Annotated in this window: 17 protein-coding genes; 7 read left to right on the top strand and 10 right to left on the bottom strand. The window is 40.1% G+C overall.

Going from position 1 to position 26,558, the window contains the following annotated elements:
* Positions 1 to 83 precede the first annotated feature (83 nt).
* A complete protein-coding gene (locus HNP77_RS08860; RefSeq protein WP_221266557.1) occupies positions 84 to 323 on the top strand; it encodes a DUF5348 domain-containing protein in 240 nt (79 codons plus the stop codon).
* 238 nt (positions 324 to 561) lie between these two features.
* Here HNP77_RS08860 and fabG read toward each other — a convergent pair whose 3' ends face one another.
* From fabG to HNP77_RS08840, 4 genes are all read right to left on the bottom strand, one after another.
* Complete coding sequence (gene fabG, locus HNP77_RS08855) at positions 562 to 1,305, bottom strand: 3-oxoacyl-ACP reductase FabG (RefSeq protein ID WP_184652807.1); 744 nt, start codon at positions 1,303 to 1,305, stop codon at positions 562 to 564.
* 26 nt (positions 1,306 to 1,331) lie between these two features.
* Positions 1,332 to 2,288 carry an ACP S-malonyltransferase gene (locus HNP77_RS08850; protein WP_184652806.1) on the bottom strand — a complete coding sequence of 319 codons (957 nt, stop codon included), beginning with the start codon at positions 2,286 to 2,288 and terminating at the stop codon, positions 1,332 to 1,334.
* Between the two features lie 72 nt (positions 2,289 to 2,360).
* Entirely contained in the window at positions 2,361 to 3,815 is a 1,455-nt protein-coding gene (locus HNP77_RS08845; protein ID WP_184652805.1) for a response regulator transcription factor, read from the bottom strand.
* 13 nt (positions 3,816 to 3,828) lie between these two features.
* Positions 3,829 to 5,625 carry a sensor histidine kinase gene (locus HNP77_RS08840; RefSeq protein WP_184652804.1) on the bottom strand — a complete coding sequence of 599 codons (1,797 nt, stop codon included), beginning with the start codon at positions 5,623 to 5,625 and terminating at the stop codon, positions 3,829 to 3,831.
* Positions 5,626 to 5,800: 175 nt separating this feature from the next.
* On the opposite strand from HNP77_RS08840, the gene HNP77_RS08835 reads away from it, so the two are divergent.
* Positions 5,801 to 8,560 (top strand): glycoside hydrolase family 3 C-terminal domain-containing protein, encoded by a 2,760-nt coding sequence (locus HNP77_RS08835; RefSeq protein ID WP_184652803.1) that lies wholly within the window; start codon positions 5,801 to 5,803, stop codon positions 8,558 to 8,560.
* A gap of 210 nt (positions 8,561 to 8,770) precedes the next feature.
* Here HNP77_RS08835 and HNP77_RS08830 read toward each other — a convergent pair whose 3' ends face one another.
* The 6 genes from HNP77_RS08830 to HNP77_RS08805 all read right to left on the bottom strand — a co-directional run bounded on the left by HNP77_RS08830 (position 8,771) and on the right by HNP77_RS08805 (position 22,176).
* Positions 8,771 to 11,851, bottom strand: coding sequence for a hypothetical protein (locus tag HNP77_RS08830; protein ID WP_184652802.1), 3,081 nt, complete (start codon positions 11,849 to 11,851; stop codon positions 8,771 to 8,773).
* Between the two features lie 123 nt (positions 11,852 to 11,974).
* Positions 11,975 to 14,776: a beta-1,3-glucanase family protein gene (locus HNP77_RS08825; RefSeq protein WP_184652801.1), complete on the bottom strand. Its 2,802-nt coding sequence runs from the start codon at positions 14,774 to 14,776 to the stop codon at positions 11,975 to 11,977.
* 140 nt (positions 14,777 to 14,916) lie between these two features.
* Positions 14,917 to 18,348, bottom strand: coding sequence for an Ig-like domain-containing protein (locus HNP77_RS08820; protein ID WP_184652800.1), 3,432 nt, complete (start codon positions 18,346 to 18,348; stop codon positions 14,917 to 14,919).
* A gap of 175 nt (positions 18,349 to 18,523) precedes the next feature.
* Positions 18,524 to 19,351 (bottom strand): Rpn family recombination-promoting nuclease/putative transposase, encoded by an 828-nt coding sequence (locus HNP77_RS08815; protein ID WP_184652799.1) that lies wholly within the window; start codon positions 19,349 to 19,351, stop codon positions 18,524 to 18,526.
* Between the two features lie 173 nt (positions 19,352 to 19,524).
* On the bottom strand, positions 19,525 to 21,294 hold the full coding sequence (locus HNP77_RS08810; RefSeq protein WP_184652798.1) for a bacterial Ig-like domain-containing protein: 1,770 nt from the start codon (positions 21,292 to 21,294) through the stop codon (positions 19,525 to 19,527).
* 147 nt (positions 21,295 to 21,441) lie between these two features.
* Positions 21,442 to 22,176, bottom strand: coding sequence for a glycoside hydrolase family 16 protein (locus tag HNP77_RS08805; protein WP_184652797.1), 735 nt, complete (start codon positions 22,174 to 22,176; stop codon positions 21,442 to 21,444).
* A 70-nt stretch (positions 22,177 to 22,246) separates the two neighbouring features.
* On the opposite strand from HNP77_RS08805, the gene HNP77_RS08800 reads away from it, so the two are divergent.
* From HNP77_RS08800 to HNP77_RS08780, 5 genes are all read left to right on the top strand, one after another.
* On the top strand, positions 22,247 to 22,975 hold the full coding sequence (locus tag HNP77_RS08800; RefSeq protein WP_343042551.1) for an imidazole glycerol phosphate synthase subunit HisH: 729 nt from the start codon (positions 22,247 to 22,249) through the stop codon (positions 22,973 to 22,975).
* A gap of 16 nt (positions 22,976 to 22,991) precedes the next feature.
* Positions 22,992 to 23,771 (top strand): imidazole glycerol phosphate synthase subunit HisF, encoded by a 780-nt coding sequence (gene hisF, locus HNP77_RS08795; RefSeq protein ID WP_184652796.1) that lies wholly within the window; start codon positions 22,992 to 22,994, stop codon positions 23,769 to 23,771.
* Positions 23,759 to 24,145, top strand: a complete 387-nt coding sequence (queD, locus tag HNP77_RS08790; RefSeq protein ID WP_184652795.1) for a 6-carboxytetrahydropterin synthase QueD — start codon at positions 23,759 to 23,761, stop codon at positions 24,143 to 24,145. The genes hisF and queD overlap by 13 nt, the downstream gene beginning before the upstream one ends.
* Before the next feature lie 117 nt (positions 24,146 to 24,262).
* Positions 24,263 to 25,552: a TolC family protein gene (locus tag HNP77_RS08785; RefSeq protein ID WP_184652794.1), complete on the top strand. Its 1,290-nt coding sequence runs from the start codon at positions 24,263 to 24,265 to the stop codon at positions 25,550 to 25,552.
* Positions 25,553 to 25,571: 19 nt separating this feature from the next.
* Entirely contained in the window at positions 25,572 to 26,543 is a 972-nt protein-coding gene (locus tag HNP77_RS08780; protein WP_184652793.1) for an efflux RND transporter periplasmic adaptor subunit, read from the top strand.
* The last annotated feature ends 15 nt before the right edge of the window (positions 26,544 to 26,558 follow it).

Below are 26,558 nucleotides of genomic sequence, written 5' to 3'. Positions count from 1 at the left end.
AATGCTGATTATTGGTATTTTGCCGGGATTTAAGGTATATTCTTAACAGGGTAACACAAAATTAAATTCCAGAGAGGTAAATAATGGCAGACAAAATTGAAGGTTTCCTTACATTTGACATAAATTCAGGAAGCTTCTGGATTACAAAAGAAGGAGCACCGCTTACACAGATTAACTTTGGAGATACTTTTGAAGTAAAAGTTGATGACAAGTGGATTGAAACCGGTATTGAAATAACTTCAGATGATGAAGGAGCGCTTCTGTTTAAGCTTAAGAACACGGCATTTTCAGGAATTCTGGACGATCTGGAAGTAAGGATTTAAGTTTTACTGTACTTACAGGGGATTACCGGATTTCTGTCCGATGATAATGTAAAAAAAACTGGGGCTGTCCAAAATGTATCGTCATGGGGATGACCAATAAGTTCAAAAAATGTCATTTTCGGGCTCCGACCCGAAAATCCCCCTGCATGAGATTGCCGCATCAAGTGCGGCAATGACAGAGTATCGAGCACGGCAATGACTCATACTTATTGGTCATCCCCAGCTTCGTTAAAAAGAATCAGGCACCCATACCGCCGTCTACGCCGATAACCTGGGCAGTTACGTAAGAACTGAGGTCACTGGCAAGATAAAGTGCTGTATTTGCGATGTCTTCAGGAGTTCCTGCACGCTTAAGGAGTGTCCTGTCAATCATGATTTTCTGAAGGTCTTCCTTAAGTGCACCTGTCATATCCGTGGCAATGAATCCAGGAGCTATAGCATTAACGCGAACGCCCCTGCTTCCTACTTCAGCAGCAAGAGACTTTGAATATGCAATAAGTCCGCCTTTAGAAGCTGAATAGTTTACCTGACCGCCGTTTCCGTGAATTCCGACGATGGAAGCCATGTTGATAATTGAACCTGTTCTCTTACGGATCATGTCATTGGAAATAATCTGACATACAATAAATGCACTTGTAAGGTTAATACGAAGTACATCATCCCAGTCTGCTTTCTTCATGCGGAATGAAAGACCGTCACGAGTAATTCCGGCATTGTTTACAAGAACATCAAAACCGCCGGCTTCTGCAAGAGCTGCCTTTACAACTTCTGAAAGCTGTTCTTCGTTTCCGACATCTGCACAGATTTCATGGAATGCTGTATTGTGTTCTGCTGCAAACTTTTCAAGTTCTTCTTTTGCAGCACTTGGTTTAGAACAGAGACCCCAGACTTCTGCTCCTTCACTGAGAAACTTTTCTACGATTCCTCGTCCGATTCCACGGCTGGAACCTGTTACAAGGGCTTTTTTATTTTCAAGCAACATAACTATCTCCTTAATGTAAGATTATATTACAGGGCTGCAATTCCGTCTGCTGTATTTACAGGAACAGCTGCAAGGCCTGCACCGAATTCTGTCTGACCCCAGAGTCCTGAGAGAACTTTTCCCGGTCCAGGTTCAAGAACTGACCATTCATTTCCAGAATCAGCTTTAATCATTGAAGCAAGAACAGCTTCTTCATCAGTCCAGAGAACGGAATGTGTAAGATGGAGAACTGCAGACTTCTTTACTTCCTCAGCATTTGCAGCCTGCTTACCGGTTACATTGCTGAAAAGAGGAATCTTAGGTTCGTCAAACTGTACGTTTTCAAGAACCTTACCGAATTCATCAGCAGCTTTCTGCATGAGCGGTGAATGGAAAGGTCCTGCAACCTTAAGGCGTACTACCCTGCGTGCTCCGGCTTCTGTTGCAGCTTTTTCTACAGCAGCAAGAGAATCAAAAGTTCCTGAAACAACAGTCTGCTTTACGCTGTTCATGTTTGCTGCATAAGCATCTTTAATGGAAGAAGCAATTTCTACGACTTTTTCAGGAGCAAGTCCAAGAACTGCAGTCATTCCAGGTGCATGGCCTTCATTAGCTGCTGCAATTTCCTCACATACTTTCTGCATGATAAGACCGCGCTGGCGTACAACTTTTATTACATTTTCAAAAGAAAGAACTCCTGCTGCATAAAGTGCCGGAAATTCTCCGAGAGAAAATCCCATTGCTGCTGAAGGTTCAATTCCCTTATCTTTAAGAGCTGCCATAATTACAATTGAAGCTGTAGTAATTGCAAGCTGGCTGTTATCTGAACGGCTCAAAGTTTCTGCATCTGATTCCCACATAAGTTTTGCAACATCAAGACCTACAATTGCAGATACATCATCAATAATTTTTTTTGCAGATGCTGAAGATTCAGCAACATCTTTTACCATTCCAGGAGCCTGTGCACCCTGTCCAGGAAATAAAAAAGCATACTTCTTTGCCATAATAAACCTCTTGATTTTATTTTGACAAATTATGTCATTTTGTCAAAATGATGTCAACGTTCTTTATGTCTTTTAATCTTCACTGTAACGGCTGTGAATCTTTGCCCATTCACCGGCTGACATTCCGTTCAACTCGCGGAAAGTTTTCATAAAATGCTTTACGTCCCTGAAACCGGATTTATTTGCAACTTCATACACCTTATAGGTTCCCATTTCTAAAAGCCGCTTTGCCTGCTCCATGCGGAATTTTTTAAGGTAATCATTAAAGTTAGTTCCTACCTGTTCCTTAAACTTCTCGCTGAACCAGGTGTAATTCATGCTTACATAGTTTGCTACGGTAGCCATGGTTATGTTTTCTGAATAATGCCTGTTAACGTAAGAAATTGCCTTTGTTATGTAAGGATATTTTCCCTGCTGCTTTATAAGAAGCTGTGTAAGATAAATAACGTAATCACCGATATAGTGCTTCCACTCATCATAAGAATCTACCTGAACAATATTTTCGATCATCAGGCTTTTAAGATACAGATAGGTATCATTGTCATGAAATTTAGGATAGCGCTTAAACAAATTACTTACCAGTTTATCATGAACATACAGAACTGATTCTGCTTTTTTACCTGAATCAGCGTAATCAAATTCCAGAAGATTTGACATGGCTTTTTTTATTTCGTTTTCAGAAAGAAGATCCAGTGCAGCAATGAACTTTTCATAACGAAGGTCGATTTCTGAAAAATCAGAAACAGAACTTTCTGCATCATAAGTAAACACGGAACCGAACTGTTCATCTTCAAAGAAAAAGCGGAGAACACTTGAACAGGACTGATGATAAAGTTTGCGCAGGTCCACAACATTATCAGAGCAGGTACTTATACCGGCAGTACAGCCGTTCTTTTTTACGAGAGAAATTATTTCCTCAAGATAATCTTTCTGAATTACAAGTCCTGCAAGATGTTTTTTCTTTTCAAGAACATAGCACAGATTAGGATCAAGAACGGAATAGAAATTTTCATCATTCATTCCGGAAGGAATTTTTACCGTTACGCAGCAGAATCCGTGAAACATGTTTATGTCTTTTAAATCATCAATTCCTCTTGAACCGCCTTCGATAATGAGGGACTTTAATTTAAGTTCAGTCTGAGACTTTTCTATTTTCTTTACAGAATTCAAGGCAGAGTTTACGGCAGTACAAAGTTCTTTTGAATCTACAGGTTTAAGAATGTAGGCAAGAACTCCGGAAGATATGGCAACCTTTGCGTAATTAAAATCATCGAAACCTGAAAGTACAATCATTGCAGGCTTTCTCGGAAGTTCACGGACATTCTGCATGAGTTCAACTCCGTCCATTACCGGCATTTTTATATCAGTAATGAGAACATCCGTTGAATTTTCTTTTATATAATCCAGAGCTTCCTTTCCGTTTTTTGCTTCAATAACATTTAAATCAGCACTGACATTATCCATGAGAATCTTTTTTATTCCCGCTCGAATAAGTTTTTCATCATCTGCAACAACAATTGTTATCATCTTTTTGTCTCCCCTAAAGTCTTACCTCAGAAAGAGGAAGAGGAACTTTTATGACAGTTCCCTTTCCCTGAGTTGAAAAAATCTGCAGCTTATACTCTTCTCCGTAAAAAAGAAATAAACGCTGCTGAATGTTTTTTATTCCTATGCTGCCTGTTGAATCACGCTCGTAATCAACATCAGCAAGATAATTTTTTATTTCCTCCAGTTTTTCTTCACTTATACCGCATCCGAAATCCTGCACACACAAGAAAAGCCTGTCATTTTCCACATCAACTTCCGTATAAATTTTTATTACTGAATCCTGCGCAAGAGGTTCAATTCCATGATAGAAAGAATTTTCTACAAAAGGCTGAACCAGCATTTTTGGGATTTCACGGTCAAGAAGTTTTTCCGGAATATCTGCTTCCAGGGTAATCTTATAATCATTTCTGATATTCAGAATCTTTATATAGGAATTAATATATTCCAGCTCCTGGGAAAGAGTTACAGAATGCACCCTCCAGCGGAGACAGTAGCGCATCATCTTTCCGAGCACGAGAATGCTTTCTGCAGTTTCGTTATCTTCTTTTAAAAGAGCCTGCATATGAATTGTCTCAAGAACGTTGTACAGAAAATGAGCGTTAATCTGATTCTGCATGGCTTTCATCTCTGTATCTGCAATCAGATGCTCTTCCGTCTTTATCATTTCAATCTGCGTCTTGATTTTATCTACCATAGAATTAAAAGTAATCTGGGTAAGACTGATTTCATCTATGGAAGAAGTTACAGGAATACAGACATCAAGATTTCCTGAACGAATCTCTTTCATTCCGTCAATAATGGAATATACTCCGCCAAGCATCTTTGTCGTAATGTATGCAATGACAAAAAAGAAAAAGAAAAGAGTAACTACAAGACCTACGATGAAGCCGATGTAAATAGTAAGCATGTGAGGTTCAACAATAGGCATATATCTGGAATGAATAAGCACTATATTAAGTTCAGGAACGGTAGCAAAAGCACCTATGTAAGATTTTCCGTTACTCTGAAATTTTATTATTTCTCCCTGGGAGAATTTATCATACTGTTTTTGAATCTGGGACAAAGCGCTGTCATCAAGAATGCACTGCGTCTTAATCTGACTGTTGTTAAATCTTGACAACATACCGTTCTCGCCGATTTTTAAAATACAGAAAGATTCTTCAGATTTTTTTTGTTCAAACATAAAAGGAAAAAATTTTTTCGGATCTATTGAAATCTGAATAAAACCTACTTTTCTCCTTCCATTAAAAAGCCTGCGGGTCGTACATATTACGGAAGGTTCCTTATACCTTTGGGAAAAAATATAGAAAGGATTATAATCAAACTCCCATCTGGAAAGCCGGTCTAAATCTGTTCTGTCTGAATGAAACAATACCGGAGAACGTTCCGGAACATTTTCGTTGTCGGCAAATATTCTCAGGGAAGAAAGATCTGCTTCAACCGCAAGAATTTTTTCAAGGGAATCTGTTGCTGAGATTACAGTAGAAATTGTTTCCGCTTCATCATATTCCTGGGGGGACATTAAAAAAGAAAGAAGGGCTGCATTTGAATTTATTATTTTTTCAATTCTGTCTACGCTTTCCATGCGCCGCTGCAGATCGGAAAACTCATTAAGAACGATATGCCGGCTGTTGTCTTCTACTTCATCCTGGAATGAAGATTTATATACAGCCATAAGTATTATAAAGATAAATGCAAGAGGTACTACGACAATGCAGGTATATATCATTACCAGTCTTTTTGAGAAACGATGATTATTAAAAATACTTCCGATTTTTCTTAAAAGCATTCAGTTTCACCTACGAATTATTTTCACTGCTGACCGAAATTTTTCACAGTCTGCTACTTTTCATTGTAGTGTCATATTTTCGGTTTTGCAAATTTTATCTGTATTTATACAATATTTATTCACTTTTATATGGTATGCACTCATGCTATAATTGGCATTTCTAACGGAGGAAGGTATGTCGTTTGCAGATTTAATTTTCACCACAGCTACAGAAGGTTCAGTTCTTATTAAAAATGAAGGAAAAATACTTCCGCTTAAAAAGGGTGATTCCGTATGTGTATTCGGAAGATGCCAGAAAGATTTTCATAAAAGCGGAATGGGATCCGGAGGTTCAGTTCATGTACTTTATTCAACTGTACTCATTGATGAACTGCTTAAAGCTGAAAATTCAGAAACAGCAGTATTTGACAGGGAACTTGTAAACGTTTACGAAGAATGGCATAAAGAAAATCCGTTTGATAACGGAGGCGGCCGCTGGGCTGGAGAACCGTGGAGCCAAAAAGAAATGCCGGTCTCAAAAGAAATGGCCGCACGCTTTGCAAAAAACAACTCAAAAGCAATATATGTTATCGGAAGAAACGCCGGTGAAGACAAAGATCTTCAGGCCGTAAAAGGAAGCTGGTACCTTTCTGAAACTGAATATGACAATCTCGTGAACATCTGCAGTGTATTTGATGAAGTTGCAGTAATCTTCAATACATGCGGAATCATGGATACCAGTTTTATAAACGACAGTGCCTTCAACGGACACATAAAAGCCGCTGCCTACGTATGGATGGGCGGTATGGAAGCAGGACATTCTGCTGCAGCTCTTCTCCTGGGAAAAGAAAATTTCTCAGGCAAACTTTCTGATACGATAGCAAAAATCGAAGACTATCCTTCAACTAAAAACTTCGGAAATGAAAAAGAAAACATTTATGAAGAAGATATTTTTATAGGCTACAGATACTTCAACACATTTGCAAAAGACAAAATTCTTTATCCTTTCGGTTTCGGGTTAAGCTATACAGAATTTAACACACAGATTACAGAATGCAGGGAAGATTCTTTGACAGTTACCATAAAGGCAGAAATTACAAACACAGGTAACTGCAGCGGAAAAGAAACTCTCGAAGTATACCTTAATGCACCAAACGGAAAACTTGGAAAAGCATCCCGCGTACTTGCCGGGTTTGCAAAGACAGGCCTTCTTGAAAAAGGACAGAAAGAAACCGTTACCGTTAAATTCAATCTGGAAGATTTTGCTTCCTACGATGATTCCGGAATAACCGGGTTTGCACATTCCTGGGTTCTTGAAGAAGGAAAATATTACGTTTACGCCGGAAGTGATTCACTAAATGCAGAAAAGCTCAGCTTCGGAGAAAAGGATTCCATCAGTATCGGCAGGACTTATGCGGTAAAAAAATGTTCTCAGGCAGGTGCTCCTTTTAAGGAATTCAAGAGGCTTAAAAATGAAAACGGAAACACTGTATATGAAAATGTTCCTCTGAATAAAAACGATCTTGAGAAAATCATTAAAGAAAACCTTCCGAAAGAAATTCCATTTACTGGCAACAAAGGCATTTCTTTTGATGACGTAAAAAAAGACAGAAACCTGATGAATGATTTTATTGCCCAGCTTGATGTAAAGCAGCTTGCAACCATCGTAAGGGGCGAAGGAATGATGAGTGCAAAAGTTACAATGGGAATCACTGCTGCATACGGAGGCTTAAGCGAAAGTCTTCATGATGATTACAAGATTCCTGTTGCAGGATGTGCAGACGGTCCTTCAGGTATTCGTGTTGACACAGGACGGGAAGCAAGCCTGATGCCTATAGGAACTCAGATTGCATGTACCTGGAATCCTGAACTTATAGAAGAACTTTTTATTGAAGAAGGAAAAGAGCTCGTACGTTACGAAATTGATTCTCTTCTGGGACCTGGAATAAACATTCACAGAAATCCTCTTAACGGACGCAACTTTGAATATTTAAGTGAAGATCCATTCCTTACAGGTATCATTGCTGCAGCAGAAATCAGGGGAATTAAAAAAGGCGGTTCAAGCGGAACCATAAAGCACTACGCATGCAACTCCCAGGAACTTTGCCGCAACTCAAGTGACTCTGTTCTTTCTGAACGTGCATTGAGGGAGATTTATCTTAAAGGCTTTGAAATTGTAGTAAAAGACGGAAATCTTGTTTCTCTTATGACCAGCTACAATCCTATTAACGGACACTGGGCTGCCTCAAACTACGAAACGGTAGCAATGATTCTCCGGGATGAATGGAAATATGACGGACTTGTCATGACTGACTGGTGGGCTAAAATGAATCACTGTGTAAAAGGCGGTGATGCAACAATCAAAAATGCAGCCTACATGATCCGCGCAAGAAATGACATTTACATGATTGTAGACAACGACGGAGCTGAATGCAATCAGTACGGTGATAATATTGAAGAATGTCTTTCTAACGGAGAACTTACCCTGGGTGAACTTCAGCTCTGCGTAAAAAACATTCTGAATTTTATACTTCAGGCTCCGGTAAGTAAAAGACCACTTCGAGCCCTTAAAGAAATTCTCGAATTCAATACTGAATGTAAAGCTGCTCCGGAAGGTGCAAAAACTGTAAACGAGCGGATAGATTTTATTCCTGATGAAAATACATGGCTTACAGTTGACCACAAAGGAGTTTACAACATAAGCGGTACTTACATAAAAGAAAGCGATGACTTAAGCCAGTCCGTTACAAACATAATGATTGACGGAAAACCGGCTTCATCCCTGGAATGCAGAAGTACGGCAGGTGTATTTACAACAGTTAATGCTTCTCAGGTAATTCTTAATCCGGGAACCTACCACGTTACGCTGGAACATACAAAACCTGGTATTACTGTAAGTAAAATTTCTTTTAACTCTCAGGTAATTACACCAGTTTCTATGGGTGTAATAAAATAAACTCATCAGGTTTTAACGCCCTGAATTACGGGAATTAAAACATAATCTTTCTATAGCAAGTACCGGAATCGTAAACAGAATTTCATGATTCCGGTACTTTTTTTATTTAACTTCAGCCTGAAAAAAAGAAATCCCCCGTCCGCGTATAATTAAGGAGAAGTGCAGACGGGGGACGGATTGAGAACAAAGTAAAAATTCTACTAAATTATTTTATTCATTTGAAACAGCTTTTCCACCTTCAAAAGTAACAGTACTCTGATAAGACTTGTCACCAAATGTTGCCGTTATCCGTAAGGTTGCATCGTCATGTCCTCCAGAAGGAAGAGTTGCATAAAGACGGAATTTATCTCCTTTCCAATCATTGTATTCAACTGGTGTAACCGCAAGAACTTCGTTTGTCTTTGTATCAGTAAAAACAAATTCCATCTCATTTTCAAACTTATTCTTTACAGCCATTTTAATTATACTGTTGTCAAGATATAAGAATATCTGGTTTCCTCCGATTGAAGTATCGTTTACGAGGACTGGTACAACATCATAAGAAACAGAACCTGCTTCAACAACATTAAGCGTTGCACTTGCCGAAATACTTTCGTCATCGTTATAAGTTACTGTTACCGTTACAGCTCCTACAGCGTCGCCTACAGTCACTTTATTACCATTAACTGTGGCATTATCTGTAGCAAAGGTACATTTATCAGTAATATCTACACCATATTTGGTATCTTTTACAGTAAATGTAACTTCACTTCCAGTTTCAACAGTTTTTGTTGCAGGACTTACGACAAGAGCCTCAGGTACAAATTCAAACTGGTATATACCATCCTTGAAGACAGCCTCGCCCTTGTAATTTTTGCCGTTGAATGTTCCAACAACATCTACTTTAAGGTTAGCATAAGCAGCACCAAATACAAGATAAAGTCTTACTGTGTTTGCACCGTAGTCATTGAATTCCTTTGTGTTAATGCCAACTTCATTTCCAGTTGCCGTATCCGTTACCGTAACTTCAACTTTGCTTGCATCAGTTCCACTAATTCCGAGATTTGTGTTGTCAAGGTAAAGCCACACACTTGCACCTTCAACCTTTGTCTGCATATTTCCCTTAGGAAGAATTGGAAGAGATTCATACACAATCTCTCCTGCAAGGGCTGTTACAGCTATAGTTGTCTTCACTGTCACACTGTTATCATAAGATACAGTTACTGTCGCTTCACCATCTTTTACCCATGAAAGAACAAGTTCAGTTCCTTCAATTTTAGCAGTTACCACTTCATCATCAGAAGAAGCTGCAGACATTTTTGCTGCATCAAAATCTAAAATCTCATCGTAAGCAATGGCAACTCTGACAGTACCGTTTTTTTCAACTTCTACATTTTCTTTTGCAAGAATAAGTTTTGGATTAAGAACAGCTTCTTCAACTGAAACATCATCAATAGAAGTTGTTGATCCGCCGGCAGTAACATCTCTGTCTGTGTAAGTTACGCTTACATCGTAATAAGCACCTTTTTCTGTCTTAACGCGGAATACAAAAGTTTTTGTTACACCGCGATACTCTCCGCTGGTAAGATTGATCATGAAAGTTGTCTTATCCTCAGCAGGAACAACATCTATAATATTCTGAATGCCGGCACTCTTTGATGTTATTTCTACAATCTTATACTGTGAATCATCCCATGAAAGTTCACCATGGAACCATGCACCGTTATTCTCTTCATTATAAATACGGGCATCATAGATTGAAGAAACATCATCCTTATCAGGATTGATTGTAACAGAAGCTTCTGCATAAACAGAAGGATTTGCCTTAAGGCTTGCGCGAACTGTTACAGTAGAAAGTTCATCAACTGTTCCAGCAGTAAACAGACCGCCTTCAATCGAAGAACCGGTTGAATCCTCTTCAAGTGACCATGTTACATCAGAAGAATAATCAAGGCCGTACTTTCCGTCTGTTACTTTAAATGTTGTTGTTGCAGCGCATGAAAGTTCAACAGAAGTTTTATCAAGAACAAGGGAAGAAGGAACATAATCAGAAGGAATGCATGAACCGTTTACAAAACGAACTGTAGCCTTGTATTTTGTTCCGGCAATATCAGCTGATACATCTGCAACTGTTGTAGAAACAGGAGAAGTAAGTACAATCTGAATTGTAAACTTTTCTACAATTCCTGTATCTGCATTTACCGCAGGAGCTGTAAAGAATGCCCCCGGGTCCGAGCTGACAGTTCCGTCAGACAAAGTAATTTCAGGTTTTACAGATTCAAGATTTTCTGCCCATTTTACATTCATGTCAGAAGCATCAATTCTTATCTGAAGGGCTGCACCTTCAATTTTTGATTCATCTGATATAACAGCAAACTTTTCTGCATCAGGACGGTTAACTGTAATTTCTGCAAAAGTTTTCTCTGCAGTTCCGGCTGTTACGATAAGGGAATATGTACCTACTTTGAAAACTGATTCAGCATATTCATTTCCTTCTGAATCTTTAAGAACAACCTCAGCACCAGTTACTTCTTCATCACCTAGATAAACTTTAATTCCATCAAGAGAAGGTACTGCATCTCCCTTTTCATATTCAGAAGCAACAGTTCCAGAAATTCTATAAACGTTTACAGCAAAAGCTTCACTTTCTTTTCCAAGATAAGATGCCTTAACGTCAGTAGTTCCGCTTACGGAACTGTCTACTGCAGTAAAACTTACGCCTGTCGTTACAACTTCGTCTGCTTCTTCTGCATAACCTTCATCACCTTCATTAAGATAGAATGCACGGACGATAAAGCCTGCAGCCTGTTCTTCGTCATCCTCTGCCAGTTCAACAGCTTCAAGTGAAATTTCATCACCCGTAAAGAAATCCGTTACAGCTTTAGATACATCAACCGTTATGCGGGAAACAGGTTTTGAAATTACAATGGAATACGAAGCTTTCTGTCCGTTATATTCAACGGTAATCTTTACGCTTACATAATTTGCATCGCCGGTAAGAGAAAGTACTCCGTTAGCATCTGCATATTTTTCGTAACCGGTAACTGTATATTCTTCTGCACTGATTTCTTTTCTTGACTTGTCTGAATAAAGCGCAGTTACTTTTAATCCTTCAGCAGTAAAAGCATCTTCTCCTGAAATATAAGCTGTCTTTACATCCGTAACATCAAGTGAAATGGATTTCAGGCTGACAGAACTTCCGCCGGAACCGCCTCCGTCAGAACACGATACAAACAATGCACCAAATGCAAAAAACACTACTGCAGCAGCAGTAAACATAGTTTTTTCAAAAAATTTTGCAATTTTCTGCATAATACACCCCCTTTTTTTTCTACTTACCCTATTCTAAGGGGTAATATTTACAGAAGGTAGGGAGTGCTTTTTACTTATAGAGTGTTTTTTTCGGTTATTTTATGATTAAAACCGAAATGCATGTTATTCCCAGGCTCCGATTCCTACAACAACTCCGCGGCAGTTACCGTCAACAGTAGTCGTAGACTGATCATGATTGTCATCGTAGGCAAAACCGTAGGCATATCCGTCAAGGTTTCCGGCTTCTTTATGGAAAAATGCAGAATACATGTTTGCCGGCTCTTCCGAATAATAACGGCTCGGATCATCCATGACATTTATGTAGTCGTTTCCCTGCTTAATAAAGGCATGACGGGTAAATGCAGAACAGATACGGTTCTGAACATTTTTAGAAGTTTCTGCATTTCCGTATTCTGAAGTACCAAACCATTCCATGCTCTGCCCCGGTGAACAGTCCATTGCAAGTTTTCCGCTTCCTTCAAAAGCTTCTTCCATGTTAGGAGTGTCATAAACATAAAACTTTGCTCCATCCCCGGCACGGGTCATTATGAGCACATTTCTTGTAACTCCGTTTTTATCCGCAATCTCATGAACTCGTCCAGTGTATGTACCGTGTTCATTTTCTGAATAATAAAGGTCATGAGTCTTATAATAGTTCCATACATCAGCAATGTAAGAATCCATATAAGTCATATCAAAATCTGTTTTCGGAACTTTGCATGGCGCCAGAATTCTTGTTCCATTGCAGCGTACAAGGTTTTTATAATGCGTGTATTTATCTGTCCATGAATCCCAGGCTGCAAAAACTTCACTGCGGCTCTTTGTAACACCTACAGATTTTTTCCATTCATAACCGCCCATTCCGTCATCTGCATAATCTGCAACTACGATAGGGAATGTAAAGGCATCTACCTGAGTCGTATTTACATAAAGAACTCCGCCGGAAGTAAATTCAATCCAGTCAAAATATTTTGTAGAGTTAGAATCATTTTCTATTGCCATATTAGGCTGAGCAACACCAACATTTCCGTTTCCGTCAATAACGGCATTCATGGTTACAGGTTCATCACCACAGGTAAAATAAATGCGGCTGGAACTGAAGTCCTTACACTGAAGTCCCCATTCAGGATCCACATCACTGAAACGGAAAGACCAGTCCTCACTTGTCGTACCTGCCTGAATTGGAATTGCAGTTCCGTCTTTATTAAGATAGCACCACTCACCTATTGCATTGCGACCATAACCCGTTACCCAGATCTGATCATCACGCCAGTAACCGGTATTGTTTTCAAACTGAAGGGTAAGGGTCGTTGTGTCCTTCTTTTTTACGAGAGTTCTGTTAGCAAGGCGCGCTTCAGCATCAGAAGGTAAAGTCTGTGCAACAGAATCTGTAGTTACGTTTACACTGCCCGTCCAGGGATTTGAATAATGAGGAACATCATCAACAACATATACTGCATAAAGCGAAAGACTGTATGTACCGGCTTTGCCTGTTTTTATATTTGTCACGCCGCAAGTACCAAGCTTTACTTTCTGTTCGCTGTAATCACCGCCTGTAATAAATAAATCCCAGTAGTCTGCCATAGGAGAAGGAGCTCCGAAACAGATACTGAACTGACCGTTACCGATTCCGCCGTTTGTTACAACACCGAAAGGAACAGTGTATTTTGATTCAGGTGAAATGTCAGAAGGTTTTTGAACTGCACTTTCAGGATCTACATCTTCTATAACTTTAATTGTTTTTTCTGCAGAAAAACTTCCGGCCTCTGCAGTAATAACGACAGTTCCAACAGAAAGGCCTGTAACCGTTCCCTTATTTGAAACAAGGGCAATATCTTCATTTGAACTTGACCAGGTTACAGTTCCTGTAGAAGCATCAGATGGAGTTGCCGTTACAGTAAGATTTATCTGGGAAGTTACCTTTACTGAAGAAGGTCCGCTTATGCTTATTCCCGTAAGGTTTTCATCAGGCTGAGTTCCGCCGGATCCACTGCCGCCGCTTCCTTCTGAACCGGAAGAAACTTTTGCGCCGGTTACATAAACCTTATCAACATATATTGTCTGGGGAATACTTGATACAAAACATATCATTGTAATTTCAGAAGCAGCTCCCATGTCATACTCAACACTATGCCAGCCCCATTCACCGTCATTTTCTACAGTGAATGAATCTTCTCTGTTTGTGGTCATGGCTTTGATTGCAAAATCATGAGAAGCATACACGCTCATATAAAGTTTTGGAGAAGCCGTCACATCAAGCATGGTTGTATTGACATAAAAAGCATCATAAGCACCGTTACGGGTAAATACTACTTTCTTTGCTTTTTTTGAATCTGACGGATAAGTGTAATCTGAAAGTTCAACGGAACCTGCATTCCAGCCTAAAGCACCGCCGAATGTGGAAATGCTTTTTGATGAATTCTGAATTACATAAACTCCGGAAGGAATTTCCACTGATGGAGCAGACTGAGGCTGTTCAGGATTTTCTGTTTCCCCTCCTTCCTGTCCTCCGTTATTCCCTCCCCCGTTGTCATCTCCGCCGTTATCTTCAGAAGTCTGTTTTTTTACAACAGTTACTTCAATACTGTCTTTTTTATTACCGTCAGATGAAGTTACTGTAATGACAGCCTTTCCCTCTTTTATAGCAGTAACAAGTCCGCCGGCATCAACTTTTAAAATTTCTGAATCAGAAGAAGTCCAGGTAACAGTTTTATCTGCAGCATTTTCTGGCAATACCGTAACCGTAAATGTTTTTGATTCACCTTCTTTCAGGGAATCTGTTCCAGAAAGAGTAACGCTTTCTACTTTTACAGGTGCCGGTTCAGAATCTGAATTCACTTCACAGGAAATTACTGAAAAAACACCTGCGATAAAAAATAAAAACACACATGATTTTAACTGAAAAAAGTTTCTGATTTTATTCATGGAATTCCTCCTGCAAATACAAAGGTATTACACTTTTTTTTATTTCTGTAGTCTTTATATTTCGGTTTTAGGATGTTTTGAAATGAAAAAAAATGCAGGCCCGTCAGAAAGAAAGGCCTGCACTGCAATTTAATTAAATCTTACTCTGCTCCATCGGCATAGTAAACTGCACAAGTGTAGGTTTTACCACCAGCAGTTATTGTGAAAGAAGTTTCCTTTGCAGTAAATTTACTGATATAGAACAACATACCTGCCCCCTGCTGAGCATAGTTTTCTTTTGATAAAGAACAGGCCGAAGGTGCTCCGACATCATTAAATGCCACATACAAACCAGCTTCTTTTCCGAATGAACTCTGTATGTTCACAAGGGAACCTACATTGTTTTCTGAATAGAACTTATATTTATTGCTATAAGCTCCACCTCCCGCTCCGTCTCCGGCGAAGTTAATACTGCTCCAGTCAATTCCGGAACCAGTATCTCCACTTCCGCCGGAACCTGAACCGCTTCCTCCGGATCCGCTTGAACCGCTGTCAGATTCAGTAATATAAACATGGTCTACCCAGATGGTCTGTACGACAGAGGAAATAAATCCGATTTGAGAGAGAGTATTTGCAGAACCAAGATCAATTTCTACATCAACCCATTCATAAGTACCGTCAGAAGAAACTGTCTGAGAATAAGCTGTATCGGGCTTTACAGGCTTAATCTGGAAATCGTGACTTGCATAAACACTTAAATGAAGTTTTGCATTTGCTCCATAATCATAACTGCTGATATTCCATCCGCCGCAGGCATTATCTCCATTAATGGAACTGAATGTAACCTGCTTTAAAGTCTTATCACCTGCTGTATAGTCACTCCATGCCCAGCCGCCGTTCCATGAACCGCCTCCGGTAATTCCATTTGTTGCAGCTGCAGTGGAATCATACACAACCTTTGCTCCATCCGGAATGTTTTTTGTTACAGTTGAAGAAGGTGCTCCAGTGACTTCCACAGCTCCGCTTCTGTCTGTATATCCGGCATCTTTCTGCCATACGCGCACGTAGTCAACTTCCATAGTACTTGAGGTAAAGTCAGAAGGAACTTCACCACCAAGGTTTCCGCCCACGGCAAGGTTTATAATGATGTAAAATTCTTCTTTAAATGGCCACGGCCCGTCATCATAGCTTGCCGGATTATATGTAAATACTTTTACGTCGTCATAATACCAGTCAATGTGATCATCATCCCAGTCCACGGCATATTTATGGAATTTTCCGTCACTGAAAGAAACTGTAGAATTCTTTGTAAATACAGGACTTCCTCCGCTTCCTGCAGTACAGTGAAGGGTTCCGTAAACATTGTCGCTTCCCCAGAGATTTACACTGGATTCCATGATGTCAATCTCTCCGCTTCCAGGCCAGTTTTCTCCATCATATATATCCTGGTCAAGCATCCAGAATGCAGGCCATACACCGGCATCATTTGGAATCTTTGCAGACATTTCTATATATCCGTATTTCCACTGTCCACCTGTAATACTGCGGGTAACAATACGTCCGGATGTATAATTCATTCCGTTGGAAGATTCTTTCTTTGCAACAATTTTAAGAGTTCCGTCACTTACATATGTGTTGTCGGCATCATTGTCTGAATACCACTGAAGTTCTCCGTTACCCCAGTTTCCATTATTCGGGTTCTTTCCATCTGTACAGGCAGAATAACCTATACCAATGTCATAACCCCATTTTGTACTTAATGGTGTTCCATCAGAATCAGCTTCATCAAATTCATCATTCCAGATAAGGGAATAGCCGCTTAAAGGAGAAGTAATTCCCGAAGATGATTCTGCAGTAACAGTTACAGTTTTTGTTCCGGACTTTCCTCCTGCAGTTGCAGTAATAACGGCACTTCCTGCTTTTACGCCGGTTACTACCCCGCTTGAAGAAACGGTTGCAACACTTGTATCTCCTGAAGACCAGGTCACTGTTTTATCCGTTGCATTTGAAGGAGTTACAGTTGCAGTAAAGGTTGTAGTTGCACCTACTTTTATAGAACCTGTTCCGCTTACAGTAACAGAGGTTACGGCAACTTCTGCTTCTTCTACACTGACTGTTACGCTGTATGACTTACCGCCTGCAGTTGCAGTAATAACTGCACTTCCCTCTGACACACCGGTTACTACACCGTCTGAAGAAACTGTCGCAACATTTGCATCGTCAGAAGACCAGGTTACTGTTTTATCTGTTGCATTCGAAGGAGTTACAGTTGCAGTAAGAGTAGTTGTCGAACCAACTTTTACAGATGCAGTTCCAGTAACAGAAACAGATTCAACAGGAACTGCTGCAACACCGTCTACAACATGATTTTCATCCTGATATACACGGATGTAGTCGATATACATGTTCCAGTTTACACCTGCAAATGCAGAAGCCGGAGCCCAGTCATAACCAACAAGCTGACCGCCTGCTGCGTAATTCAAGATAAAGAAGAAAGGATTTTTAAAACAGTCAAAACCTGTTCCGTCAAGACCAACGCTGAAATAATCAATGTCATCCACATACATGGTTATTTTATTTTCCGTCCACTTAAGGCCATATATGTGCCAGTCATCTTTTGAAATCGGAGGTTTTGTTCCGCTGTAATCAGGTGAATGAGTTCCCCAGCCGCCATGAGAATATGTATCTGTTGCGGGATTACTTCCTGTAGTATTCCAGTGAACGGTTTCCATTACGGTGCGGTCCTCATTGATATGCTCCATGATATCAATTTCACCACAATACGGCCATGTAACACCGTCACTCATATTCTGACCAAGCATCCAGAATGCCGGCCATGAAAGATTACCTTCATCAAATTTAATGCGGGCCTCAAGTTTTCCGTATTTAAAGTACTTTAAATCCTGACTTTTTATACGTGCAGACGTAGGATCTGTCGTTCCGTCACCTTTTACAGTAATGCGGAGAACTTCTCCTTTAACTTCTGAATTGTCGCTTGATGTAGTATAATTCTGAGACTCATTATTACCCCATCCTGTTCTTCCGGTCTCGTAAGCCCAGTTTTCATTTTTTAAGCTCGTACCTTCAAATTCATCTGACCATACAAGAACAGTATAATCGTTAACATTATTTGATTTTGCCTCAAAAGATGTTCCCGAAGTTCCGACACTGGTTCCTTTAGTTGCACCTGTTACAACAGAATCATCGGTCTCTCCGTTTTCTGCACGTTTTACAGTAAGAGTAACCTGAGCACTTTTCTTACCGCATTTTGCAGTAACAGTAACATTACCGACAGAAACACCTGTAACTACACCATTGCTTACAGTTGCTACAGATGAAGGATTTGACTTCCATGTAATCTGAGGATTCTTTATTGTTCTTGGTAATACAGTAGCAGTTATCTTTAAAGTATCACCGACAACAAGTGATGTAGCATCATCTTGAACCTTTAACGTAATCTCACTGACTTCTGGTTCTGAGTCATCATTTGAAGATGCTGAACAGGAAGAAAAACCTGCCAGCACTGCCATTAAAAAAAGAATCATTGTAACCAAGGCAGACTTTTTTACTTTTTGTGAAGAGAATAAAACCATAATTGTTCCCCCATAAAATATTGACCTGCTTTTATAAAAAAAAGCCCTTCTAGATATTATGGTTAGCTTTTCAGGAATTAAAACTCTCTAATTTTCAGTTTTGGGAGATTTTTTTTAGATTAAATTCATTCAAAAAAGCAGCACCGGCTGTTACGGAAGTGATTCAATACAAGTTTTATTTTAACTTCTCGATCTCTTGCTCCGGCAGCCCGGTCGCCTGAGCTATCTGAGACAAAGTAAGTACGCTCATTTTAATAAGATTTTTTGCTGTCTCAATTCTAGTATCTTTCACCCCTTCAGCTCTGCCAGTTTCCCTTCCTTCTGCAAGGCCGGCTTCACGAGCATATTCCTTTTCTTCTTCAACTATGTCCATAAAATACATGTATTCATCCTCCATTTCGGGTCTGGATTTTGCACGGAGGGTGTTTTCCTCAAGAAGTTTTGAGAAAGAAGAAGTGGCTTTGGATTCATAAATAAAACGCAGTACGTCCCTTAGTTCTTCGTCCTGAACTTTGCTCCATGCACTTGAATTATAAAATACGGCATGGGTTTTGTCATCATAAATCAGTGCGTCTGTTTCTGTAAAACGGTTCTTCTTTGTGTACACGGGCAGTCCCATTCCGAAAGGATCCTCTTCACAGATGAAGACGATGTAGGTTTCCTTAAGGTTCCTGAATTTAGTGCGGCGCCTTACGGTTGCTACGTCACAGGCTCCCTGATAGTAGCGGGCCCTCAGCAGCAGGTCATCATAGTTGCCGGTCTGGATTTCTATGTCAAAGATTCTGTCTGAATCCTTAACGTAGACATCCAGCCTGATTCCCCTGGATTCGTAATAGTTTTCGATGGTCTTTTCTGATTCAATGTATTCAATTTTTTCAACCTTAATTTTAAGAAGAATCTCAAGCATCTTTCTGCAGATTTCTTCGTTTTTCATAACCTTGCAGAAGATAAAGTTGTCCTTAAAGGTCAGGTCCTTCCAGGGTCTGGTGAATTGTCCGTTCATGATTTTTACAGCTCCTTTTTTTTAATTTGGTTTGCATATATATATTTTCACTGAAGTTTCAAAATCACCACAAAAGAACAAAAAAAACGGCACCTCCTGTTACGGAAGTGCCGTTAAAGTTTAAGTAAGATCTATCCTTTGAATTACAGGATGAACTGTAATTTTTTGGGGGATTACTCTGCGGCTGTTACGCTGAAGTCACTGATTGTAAAGGTACAGTCACCAAGCTGAGTTGCAGGCTCCTTTGTTCCAAGCTGAATTGCAAGTTTTCCAGTTACACCTTCAAGGGTAATTTCTTTTGCTGTACCAGCTTCAAGTTCATAAACCACATCGTTAATAGTAATACCACCGGCAACAGTTGAAGTTACTTTGAATGAGAAGTCACTAGCAGCACTTACACCGTACCAGATCTGTGTACCGAACCAACAGAAATTATCCACTGTCTGGGTCAAAGCTACACCTGTTGCACTTGCTGTCATATCAGAAAGATGTACATAACCACCATCTACCCAACCAAGGTTAGCCCAAATACTGAAATAATCAGCAGGTGCATTATTACCTTCTGTCGTAATTGAAGGAGCCCAGTACTTTGCATAATCCTTTTCAGCAGAAATCACTACATCAACAGTCGCTTCAAAGTCACCATAAGTTGCCTTTACAGTTACGGTCTCTGCTGTATCCCCTGCAGTAAGAACATTTCCTTCGAGGGTTGCAACAGGATCCGCAGAGGTAATTTCATAAACTGCATCAGCAATAGCAATTCCGTACTGATCTTTAAGTGTGATTGTTGATGTTTCACCAGCACTGATTGAATCAGGAGTTGCTTCAAGGGTTACACTTGTTACATCATAGTCTGTAAGAACTTCTGACTTAATGTTGCTGATTACAAGTGTTGTGTCTGCAAGGTTTCCGCGAAGAGCAATAACATAAGAGCTTGAATCATCGTAATCATTTGCTGCAGTTCCAACAACCTGGAAAACAGTTTCTGTATCAGCTGTAAGAGCCTTTGCTGTATCTACTCCAGAATATGTTCCGCCATTATACTGGTTCTTGAAGAATAATTCATTGATTGCCTTGTCAGACTTTACAGTGATTGTTGCAAGTACAAGGTCTCCCTTTGCTACTCCTGCAAGTTTGTTAGGATTCTTGATGAAAATCTGATTACCCCACTCTGAATCATTTGCCTCAACAATAGTAAGTGTATATACACCATCACCGCTGTATACATAAGAATTCTTTGTGTTACTGAAAGAAATTTCATAGTCAGCTGGTGCGGCAGGTTCCTTTACAGTAACTGTTGCCTTTTTATAAGCTGTCTTACCAGCATATTCAGCAGTAAGAGTTACAGCAAAAGTTCCAGGTTCTTCTGTTGTAAATTCAACATCATTACCTTCATCATCTTTTACAGTTGCTGTAAATGTTGCGCTTTCAGTAACATCTTCACCTACTGTGTCAGCATCACCATAGAATGCCTTTACAGTAATATCAGTAGGATCAAACTCTTCTCCAACATCATACTCTGCTTTAGCAGCAGATCCGATAGTAAGTTCAAGTTTTGTTACAACATCAGAAACAGTTACATTATAAGTAGCTGTTTTTTCTTCATAAGTTACAGTAACTACAGCTTCTTCTGAATGTCCGCTTTCTTTTGCACGGATGATTTTTCCATTTTCACCAAGATTTGCTGCAGCAAGAGCAACTGTATATTCGTCTACAGAAAGAGGTTTCTTTGTTTTATCAGACATTACAGCCTTTACATCAAGACCGTCAGCAGAAAAATAATCACCTACAGCAAAAACAGTTTTTGCAGCAGAAGCATCTACTGTTATCTTATCTAATACCGGATCAGATCCGCCGTCACTGTCGCTTCCACCGCAGGAAACGAAAACTGAGCTGCCGATAAGCAATGCACTTACAGCTGCCAACCAAGACAATTTTTTCATAATACCCCCTACCGGAGCCTGAAGTGCATACAACTTTCAGCCCCAGTCTATCTTTAACTTTTATGATATTCTCAGCCTGACAGAGGGAATTCTCAAGACGGACAATTTTTAGAAAGGTGCATTTTTTTCGACTTTAGTGCAGTATAATTATTGCCACACCCTTACATATTCAATTTTCATGGACGCACGTTCAAGATTTTCAGGAATTTTACCGCCTAAAGTTCCGCCCATGGCAAGATTAATTATAAAATGAAAGGATCTGTCAAAAGGCCAGCGTACTTCATCCCCGTCATAGCGCCGCCAGGAAGAAGCAGACTTTATTCCGTCATAATAAAAGCTGATTTCATTTTCAGACCACATAAGTCCGTAAGTATGATAACCGTCAGCAGATTCAGGCAGTTTTTCAAGGGGAACGCGCATAAGGTTTTTCCAGAAATGCGTTTCTTTATCCACAGTTCCCGTTCCATAATGAACGGTTCCATACACATCAGAACCGAAAGTTGCAGGCGAATATTCAAGAATATCAATTTCTCCTGAACGGGGCCACTTACCGTAAGCATTTTCTTCACTCATCATCCAGAAAGCCGGCCAGATACCATCCGTTTTTGCAGGAAGCTTTATTTTTGCTTCAAAATATCCGTACTTCCAGGAACAAAGACCGGCTGTAGTTATGCGGGCACTTTTCCAGCTTCCGTTTTCCGTTTTTACAGCCTGAATTACAAGACCATTATCTATAAAGCAGGTCTCAGAATCATCCGTATAACACTGCTCCTCATTATTCACAACGCCCTTTTTCCAGACAAGTTTTTTCCACTTAGCTGAATCAAGTCCGCTGCCGTCAAAATTATCCTGCCATACAAGTTTCATATTTTCTGGAATCATAGGGAAAACATAAACATAGAAATTTTATTTTAGCAACCATTTATTTTTTAGAAAAAGGTGGATAATTTTCATGTTTTTCAATCTCCCTATTACCGAAAAATCCATTGAAAAAATGCACGGTAACTGCTACTTTTTATGCATGATTGGTATAGTAGATTATAATGCCGGCAACATTAAAAGCGTAGAACGGGCCCTTAACTACATAAAAGCACCCTACATTATTTCTAAAACCCCTGCAGAACTTAAAAATGCAGACAGGATCATATTTCCTGGCGTTGGTGATGCTGCATATGCTATGGAACAGCTAAAAAAAAGCGGATACGACTCATTTTTAAAAGACTTTGCTGCTTCAGGCAAACCTCTGGCAGGTGTATGTCTGGGTTCTCAGATCATTTTTGATTTCAGTGAAGAAGGAAATGTTGAATGTCTGGGCATTTTAAAAGGAAAAATACGGCACTTTTCTAAATTGTGGCAGGAAAGACATCCTGACGAAAACGAACACAAAGAAAGGGCCATGCTTAAAAACGAGCTGAAAGTTCCTCACATGGGCTGGAATGACATTACCTATCTTAACGGCGGTTCCCGTCTGATGAAAGGAATCCCGGAACACACAGATTTTTACTTTGTACACTCATACGTAATTCAGCCTGATGATCCTTCGGTTATAAAAGGAGCGGCTGACTACGGAATGCTTGTACCTTCAATCATAGAAAAAGACAACATCAGCGTCTTTCAGTTTCATCCGGAAAAATCAGGAAGTGCAGGACTTCAGATTTTAAGAAACTTTGCAGAACTGTAAAAAACGGGAGCAGACAGTGTTAAAGAAAAGAATTATCGTCTGTCTTGACGTAAAGGACGGACGCACGACAAAAGGAATAAAATTTAAAAACAATATTGATATAGGCGACCCTGTAGAAATGGCTGCTGAATACTACCGTCAGGGAGTTGATGAACTGGTTTTTTACGACATCATGGCCAGTGCAGCAGGAAGAGGACCGATTCTTGACCTTATAAGCCGCGTTGCTTCCCAGGTATTCATTCCATTCTGTGTAGGCGGTGGAATCGGCACGATTGATGACATCCGTTCTACGATTCTTGCAGGAGCAGAAAAAGTTTCCCTTAACTCACAGGCTGTAAAACACCCGGAACTTATCAGTGAAGGAGCAAGGGTTTTCGGCAATCAGTGCATCGTACTGGGAATGGATGCTGCAAAAGACCCGGCTATGCCAAGCGGTTACAGGGTTTTTATTAACGGCGGACGCGTTGCCACTGAACTTGATGCCCTTGACTGGGCAAAAAAAGCAGTTGAACTTGGAGCAGGAGAAATCGTTCTTAACTCCATTGATGCAGACGGAACCAGAGACGGCTACGAACTTAACCTTACCCGCATGATTTCAGAAAACGTAAATGTTCCGGTAATTGCTTCAGGAGGAGGCGGAAAACCTGAACACCTTACAAAAGTTCTATCTGACGGAAAAGCAGATGCCGCACTCATTGCAAGCATGGTTCACTCAGGAGACTACACGGTTTCTTCTATAAAAGAAGCCCTTAACAATGACGGAATTCCCGTAAGGCTTGATGTATGTACGAAGTAAGAGTAAATACGGATTTTGCAGCAGCACATTTTTTGCGGGACTACAACGGCAAATGTGAAAGACTGCACGGCCACAACTACAAAGTTTATGTTCACGTAAAAGGTTCCGTTTTAAATGAAGGGGGAATGCTTCTGGACTTTTCAAAACTCAAGGATGGCCTTAAACAGGTAACAGGAAAACTTGACCACACAAACCTTAATGACATCCAGTGGTTTGACCAGAATCCAAGTGCAGAGCGCATCGCCTTTTATATTTATTCAGCACTGATTGAAATTCTTCCTGAATTAAAAAAGACCGACGGAAAACAGCCCTGGCTTTATGCAGTAGACGTTTTTGAAACGGATACAAACAGAGCAAGATATACCTGCGACTGAAACAATTTCAGAATAACACATTTTTATTCACTCATAACAATTTTTTTTTGTGTAACACGAACCGTTAATATATATTTTTATTATTGAAACCGGTTTAAGAAATGAGAAGGAATTGATATGAGAAAACTTTTTTCAGTTACAGCACTAATAGTTATGTCAGCAGTTTCCGCTGCATATTCAGAAGAACTGAAACTTACCATAGAAGATTCAGTAAAATATGCCTTAGATGGAAACCTTACAATTAAACAGAACCAGATTGAACTTGAGCAGGCAGAACGAAACAACCGCTGGTCATGGAATTCAATCAGTCCGACCGCAAACGTATCTGCCTCCTACAGTCAGACACTGCCGGAAGAAGAGAATGCAGTTTCTGACGCAGGAACAATTACGATTACAGGAAAATTAAACCTTTCACTGTCAGCAAATCTGGCAACTTCCGTAAAGGCAGCTTCCCTTAATTACAAGTCATCGAAAATTTCTTACGAAACAGCACGCCGCACGATAGAACTTTCCGTAAGAAAAGCCTTCTGGGCTCTCCTTAACGAACAGGAAAACATAGCCCTTCAGGAAAAAAATGAAGCTACGGCAAAAAGCCAGTATGAATCCAACCGTACAAAATACAACAGGGGCTCTTTAAGCCAGCTGGACGTTTTAAGCGCACAGGTTACATGGCAGAATGCACAGTTCAGTCTTGAGAGCGCCCGCACAACCTGGAAAAATGACACGGCAGCTTTCAAGCAGATGCTTGCCCTTCCTCAGGATACAGAAATAAAACTTATTGGAGATTTAAATGAAATCCTCAGCCTTAAAGAAATTTCTCTGGACGGAATTACTATAGAAAATCCGACATTAAAATCCCTGGAAGTTCAGCTGGAATCTGCAAAAAATGCACTGACAGCAGCACGCCTTTCTGCATATACTCCCGTTCTTACAGCAGGATATTCCTACACAATGAATGCAGCTTCTGATGACACCGGCAGCCTCACGGATTCCGGAAAAGGAACTCTTTCTTTTGGTGCAACAATTCCTCTGGACGGTCTCTTCCCATGGTCTGATACTTTCCTTGCCGTTGATACAAAAAAAGACAGCGTCAAGACTCTGGAACTTGAAATAGAAAACCAGAAGACAACTCTTGAAGTTTCCATAGAAAGCTATCTGAATCAGATTAAAGAATACCAGTCCCTGGTTGAATTGAGAAAAAGCAGTATTGAACTTGCAGAGCAGACCTATAACATGACTCTTGAAGCCTACAATCACGGAACTAAAGATCTGCTGAGCCTGCAGTCGGCAAGCGACAGTCTTTTTACCGCACGGGTAAACCTTCTGTCTCAGGCATATACCCTTATATGTGCCGTTCTTGATCTTGAAAATACAACAGGGGTTTCATTCGGAACCCTGGGCAAATAAATAATTCTGGAGTAGTAAAATGAAAGGTATTAAATTAACAAAACCATTTTTAGTCGGAGCATGTACCATTCTCGCAGCAGTCATTCTTATAACCTATGCAGCTACCGCAAAATCTGACGGCAGCGTCATGGGCATGGGAAATGGACGCGGAGGAGCGCAGACCCTTATAAGCGTAAAGACCCAGCTTCTTGAAAAGCAGACTCTTCATGACTATGTAATTGCAAACGGTGAAGTTGAAGCTCAGAATTCAGTTTCAGTTTATCCTGATACGGCAGGAAAAATAATTTCCACAAAAGTAATGCTCGGAACATCTGTAAAAAAAGGCGATGTCATTGCAAGCATAGACCCTACTTCTCCCGGTTCCTACTATAAAGAAAGTCCCGTTTACGCACCTATTAACGGAAGCATAATTAGTTCTCCCCTTAAAAACGGAACTACAGTAAACACTTCAACTGCAATAGCAGTCATCGGTGACATTGCAAGCCTTCAGATTACGGCAAGCATCCCTGAACGATATGTTGCAGTACTTAAACCGGGACTTAAAGCAGACATAACCGTAGAAGCCTATCCTGGAGTTACTTTTACGGCAACAGTACAGTATGTTTCTCCTGTAGTTGATGCAGCAAGCCGTACTAAAGAAATCATTCTTACTTTCGACAAAGCAGATTCAAGAATCAATGCCGGTATGTTTGCAAAAGTCAAGCTTTACACTCAGGACTACAGCAATTATGCAGTCATGCCGTCAGATTCCCTCGTACAGAATAACGGAGAATATTTTGCTTACGTTGTAAAAGAAGATGATACCGTAGAAAAACGTACCGTTACTTTAGGCAGCAGCGTAGACGGTGTCGTTCAGATTACTTCCGGAGTTGAAGCGGGAGAAACCGTTGTAATTCAGGGACAGACATCTCTTAGTGACGGAGCAAAAATCCGTGACGTTAATAAAAAGAAAACAGAAACTTCTGATGAAGGACAGAAGCAGAATAAATAATTTCCGGAGGTACAG

The organism is Treponema rectale (assembly GCF_014202035.1).
Classification (GTDB): Bacteria; Spirochaetota; Spirochaetia; order Treponematales; family Treponemataceae; genus Treponema_D; species Treponema_D rectale.
The sequence above is the reverse complement of the archived record's forward strand: the minus strand, read 5'-3'. Positions and strand labels throughout refer to the sequence as shown.

Bases quoted from the DNA above. Each gene is read 5' to 3' on its own strand.
- HNP77_RS08860 (WP_221266557.1), top strand. From the start codon at position 84: ATGGCAGACAAAATTGAAGGTTTCCTTACATTTGACATAAATTCAGGA.
- fabG (WP_184652807.1), bottom strand. From the start codon at position 1,305: ATGTTGCTTGAAAATAAAAAAGCCCTTGTAACAGGTTCCAGCCGTGGA.
- HNP77_RS08850 (WP_184652806.1), bottom strand. From the start codon at position 2,288: ATGGCAAAGAAGTATGCTTTTTTATTTCCTGGACAGGGTGCACAGGCT.
- HNP77_RS08845 (WP_184652805.1), bottom strand. From the start codon at position 3,815: ATGATAACAATTGTTGTTGCAGATGATGAAAAACTTATTCGAGCGGGA.
- HNP77_RS08840 (WP_184652804.1), bottom strand. From the start codon at position 5,625: ATGCTTTTAAGAAAAATCGGAAGTATTTTTAATAATCATCGTTTCTCA.
- HNP77_RS08835 (WP_184652803.1), top strand. From the start codon at position 5,801: ATGTCGTTTGCAGATTTAATTTTCACCACAGCTACAGAAGGTTCAGTT.
- HNP77_RS08830 (WP_184652802.1), bottom strand. From the start codon at position 11,851: ATGCAGAAAATTGCAAAATTTTTTGAAAAAACTATGTTTACTGCTGCT.
- HNP77_RS08825 (WP_184652801.1), bottom strand. From the start codon at position 14,776: ATGAATAAAATCAGAAACTTTTTTCAGTTAAAATCATGTGTGTTTTTA.
- HNP77_RS08820 (WP_184652800.1), bottom strand. From the start codon at position 18,348: ATGGTTTTATTCTCTTCACAAAAAGTAAAAAAGTCTGCCTTGGTTACA.
- HNP77_RS08815 (WP_184652799.1), bottom strand. From the start codon at position 19,351: ATGAACGGACAATTCACCAGACCCTGGAAGGACCTGACCTTTAAGGAC.
- HNP77_RS08810 (WP_184652798.1), bottom strand. From the start codon at position 21,294: ATGAAAAAATTGTCTTGGTTGGCAGCTGTAAGTGCATTGCTTATCGGC.
- HNP77_RS08805 (WP_184652797.1), bottom strand. From the start codon at position 22,176: ATGATTCCAGAAAATATGAAACTTGTATGGCAGGATAATTTTGACGGC.
- HNP77_RS08800 (WP_343042551.1), top strand. From the start codon at position 22,247: ATGTTTTTCAATCTCCCTATTACCGAAAAATCCATTGAAAAAATGCAC.
- queD (WP_184652795.1), top strand. From the start codon at position 23,759: ATGTACGAAGTAAGAGTAAATACGGATTTTGCAGCAGCACATTTTTTG.
- HNP77_RS08785 (WP_184652794.1), top strand. From the start codon at position 24,263: ATGAGAAAACTTTTTTCAGTTACAGCACTAATAGTTATGTCAGCAGTT.
- HNP77_RS08780 (WP_184652793.1), top strand. From the start codon at position 25,572: ATGAAAGGTATTAAATTAACAAAACCATTTTTAGTCGGAGCATGTACC.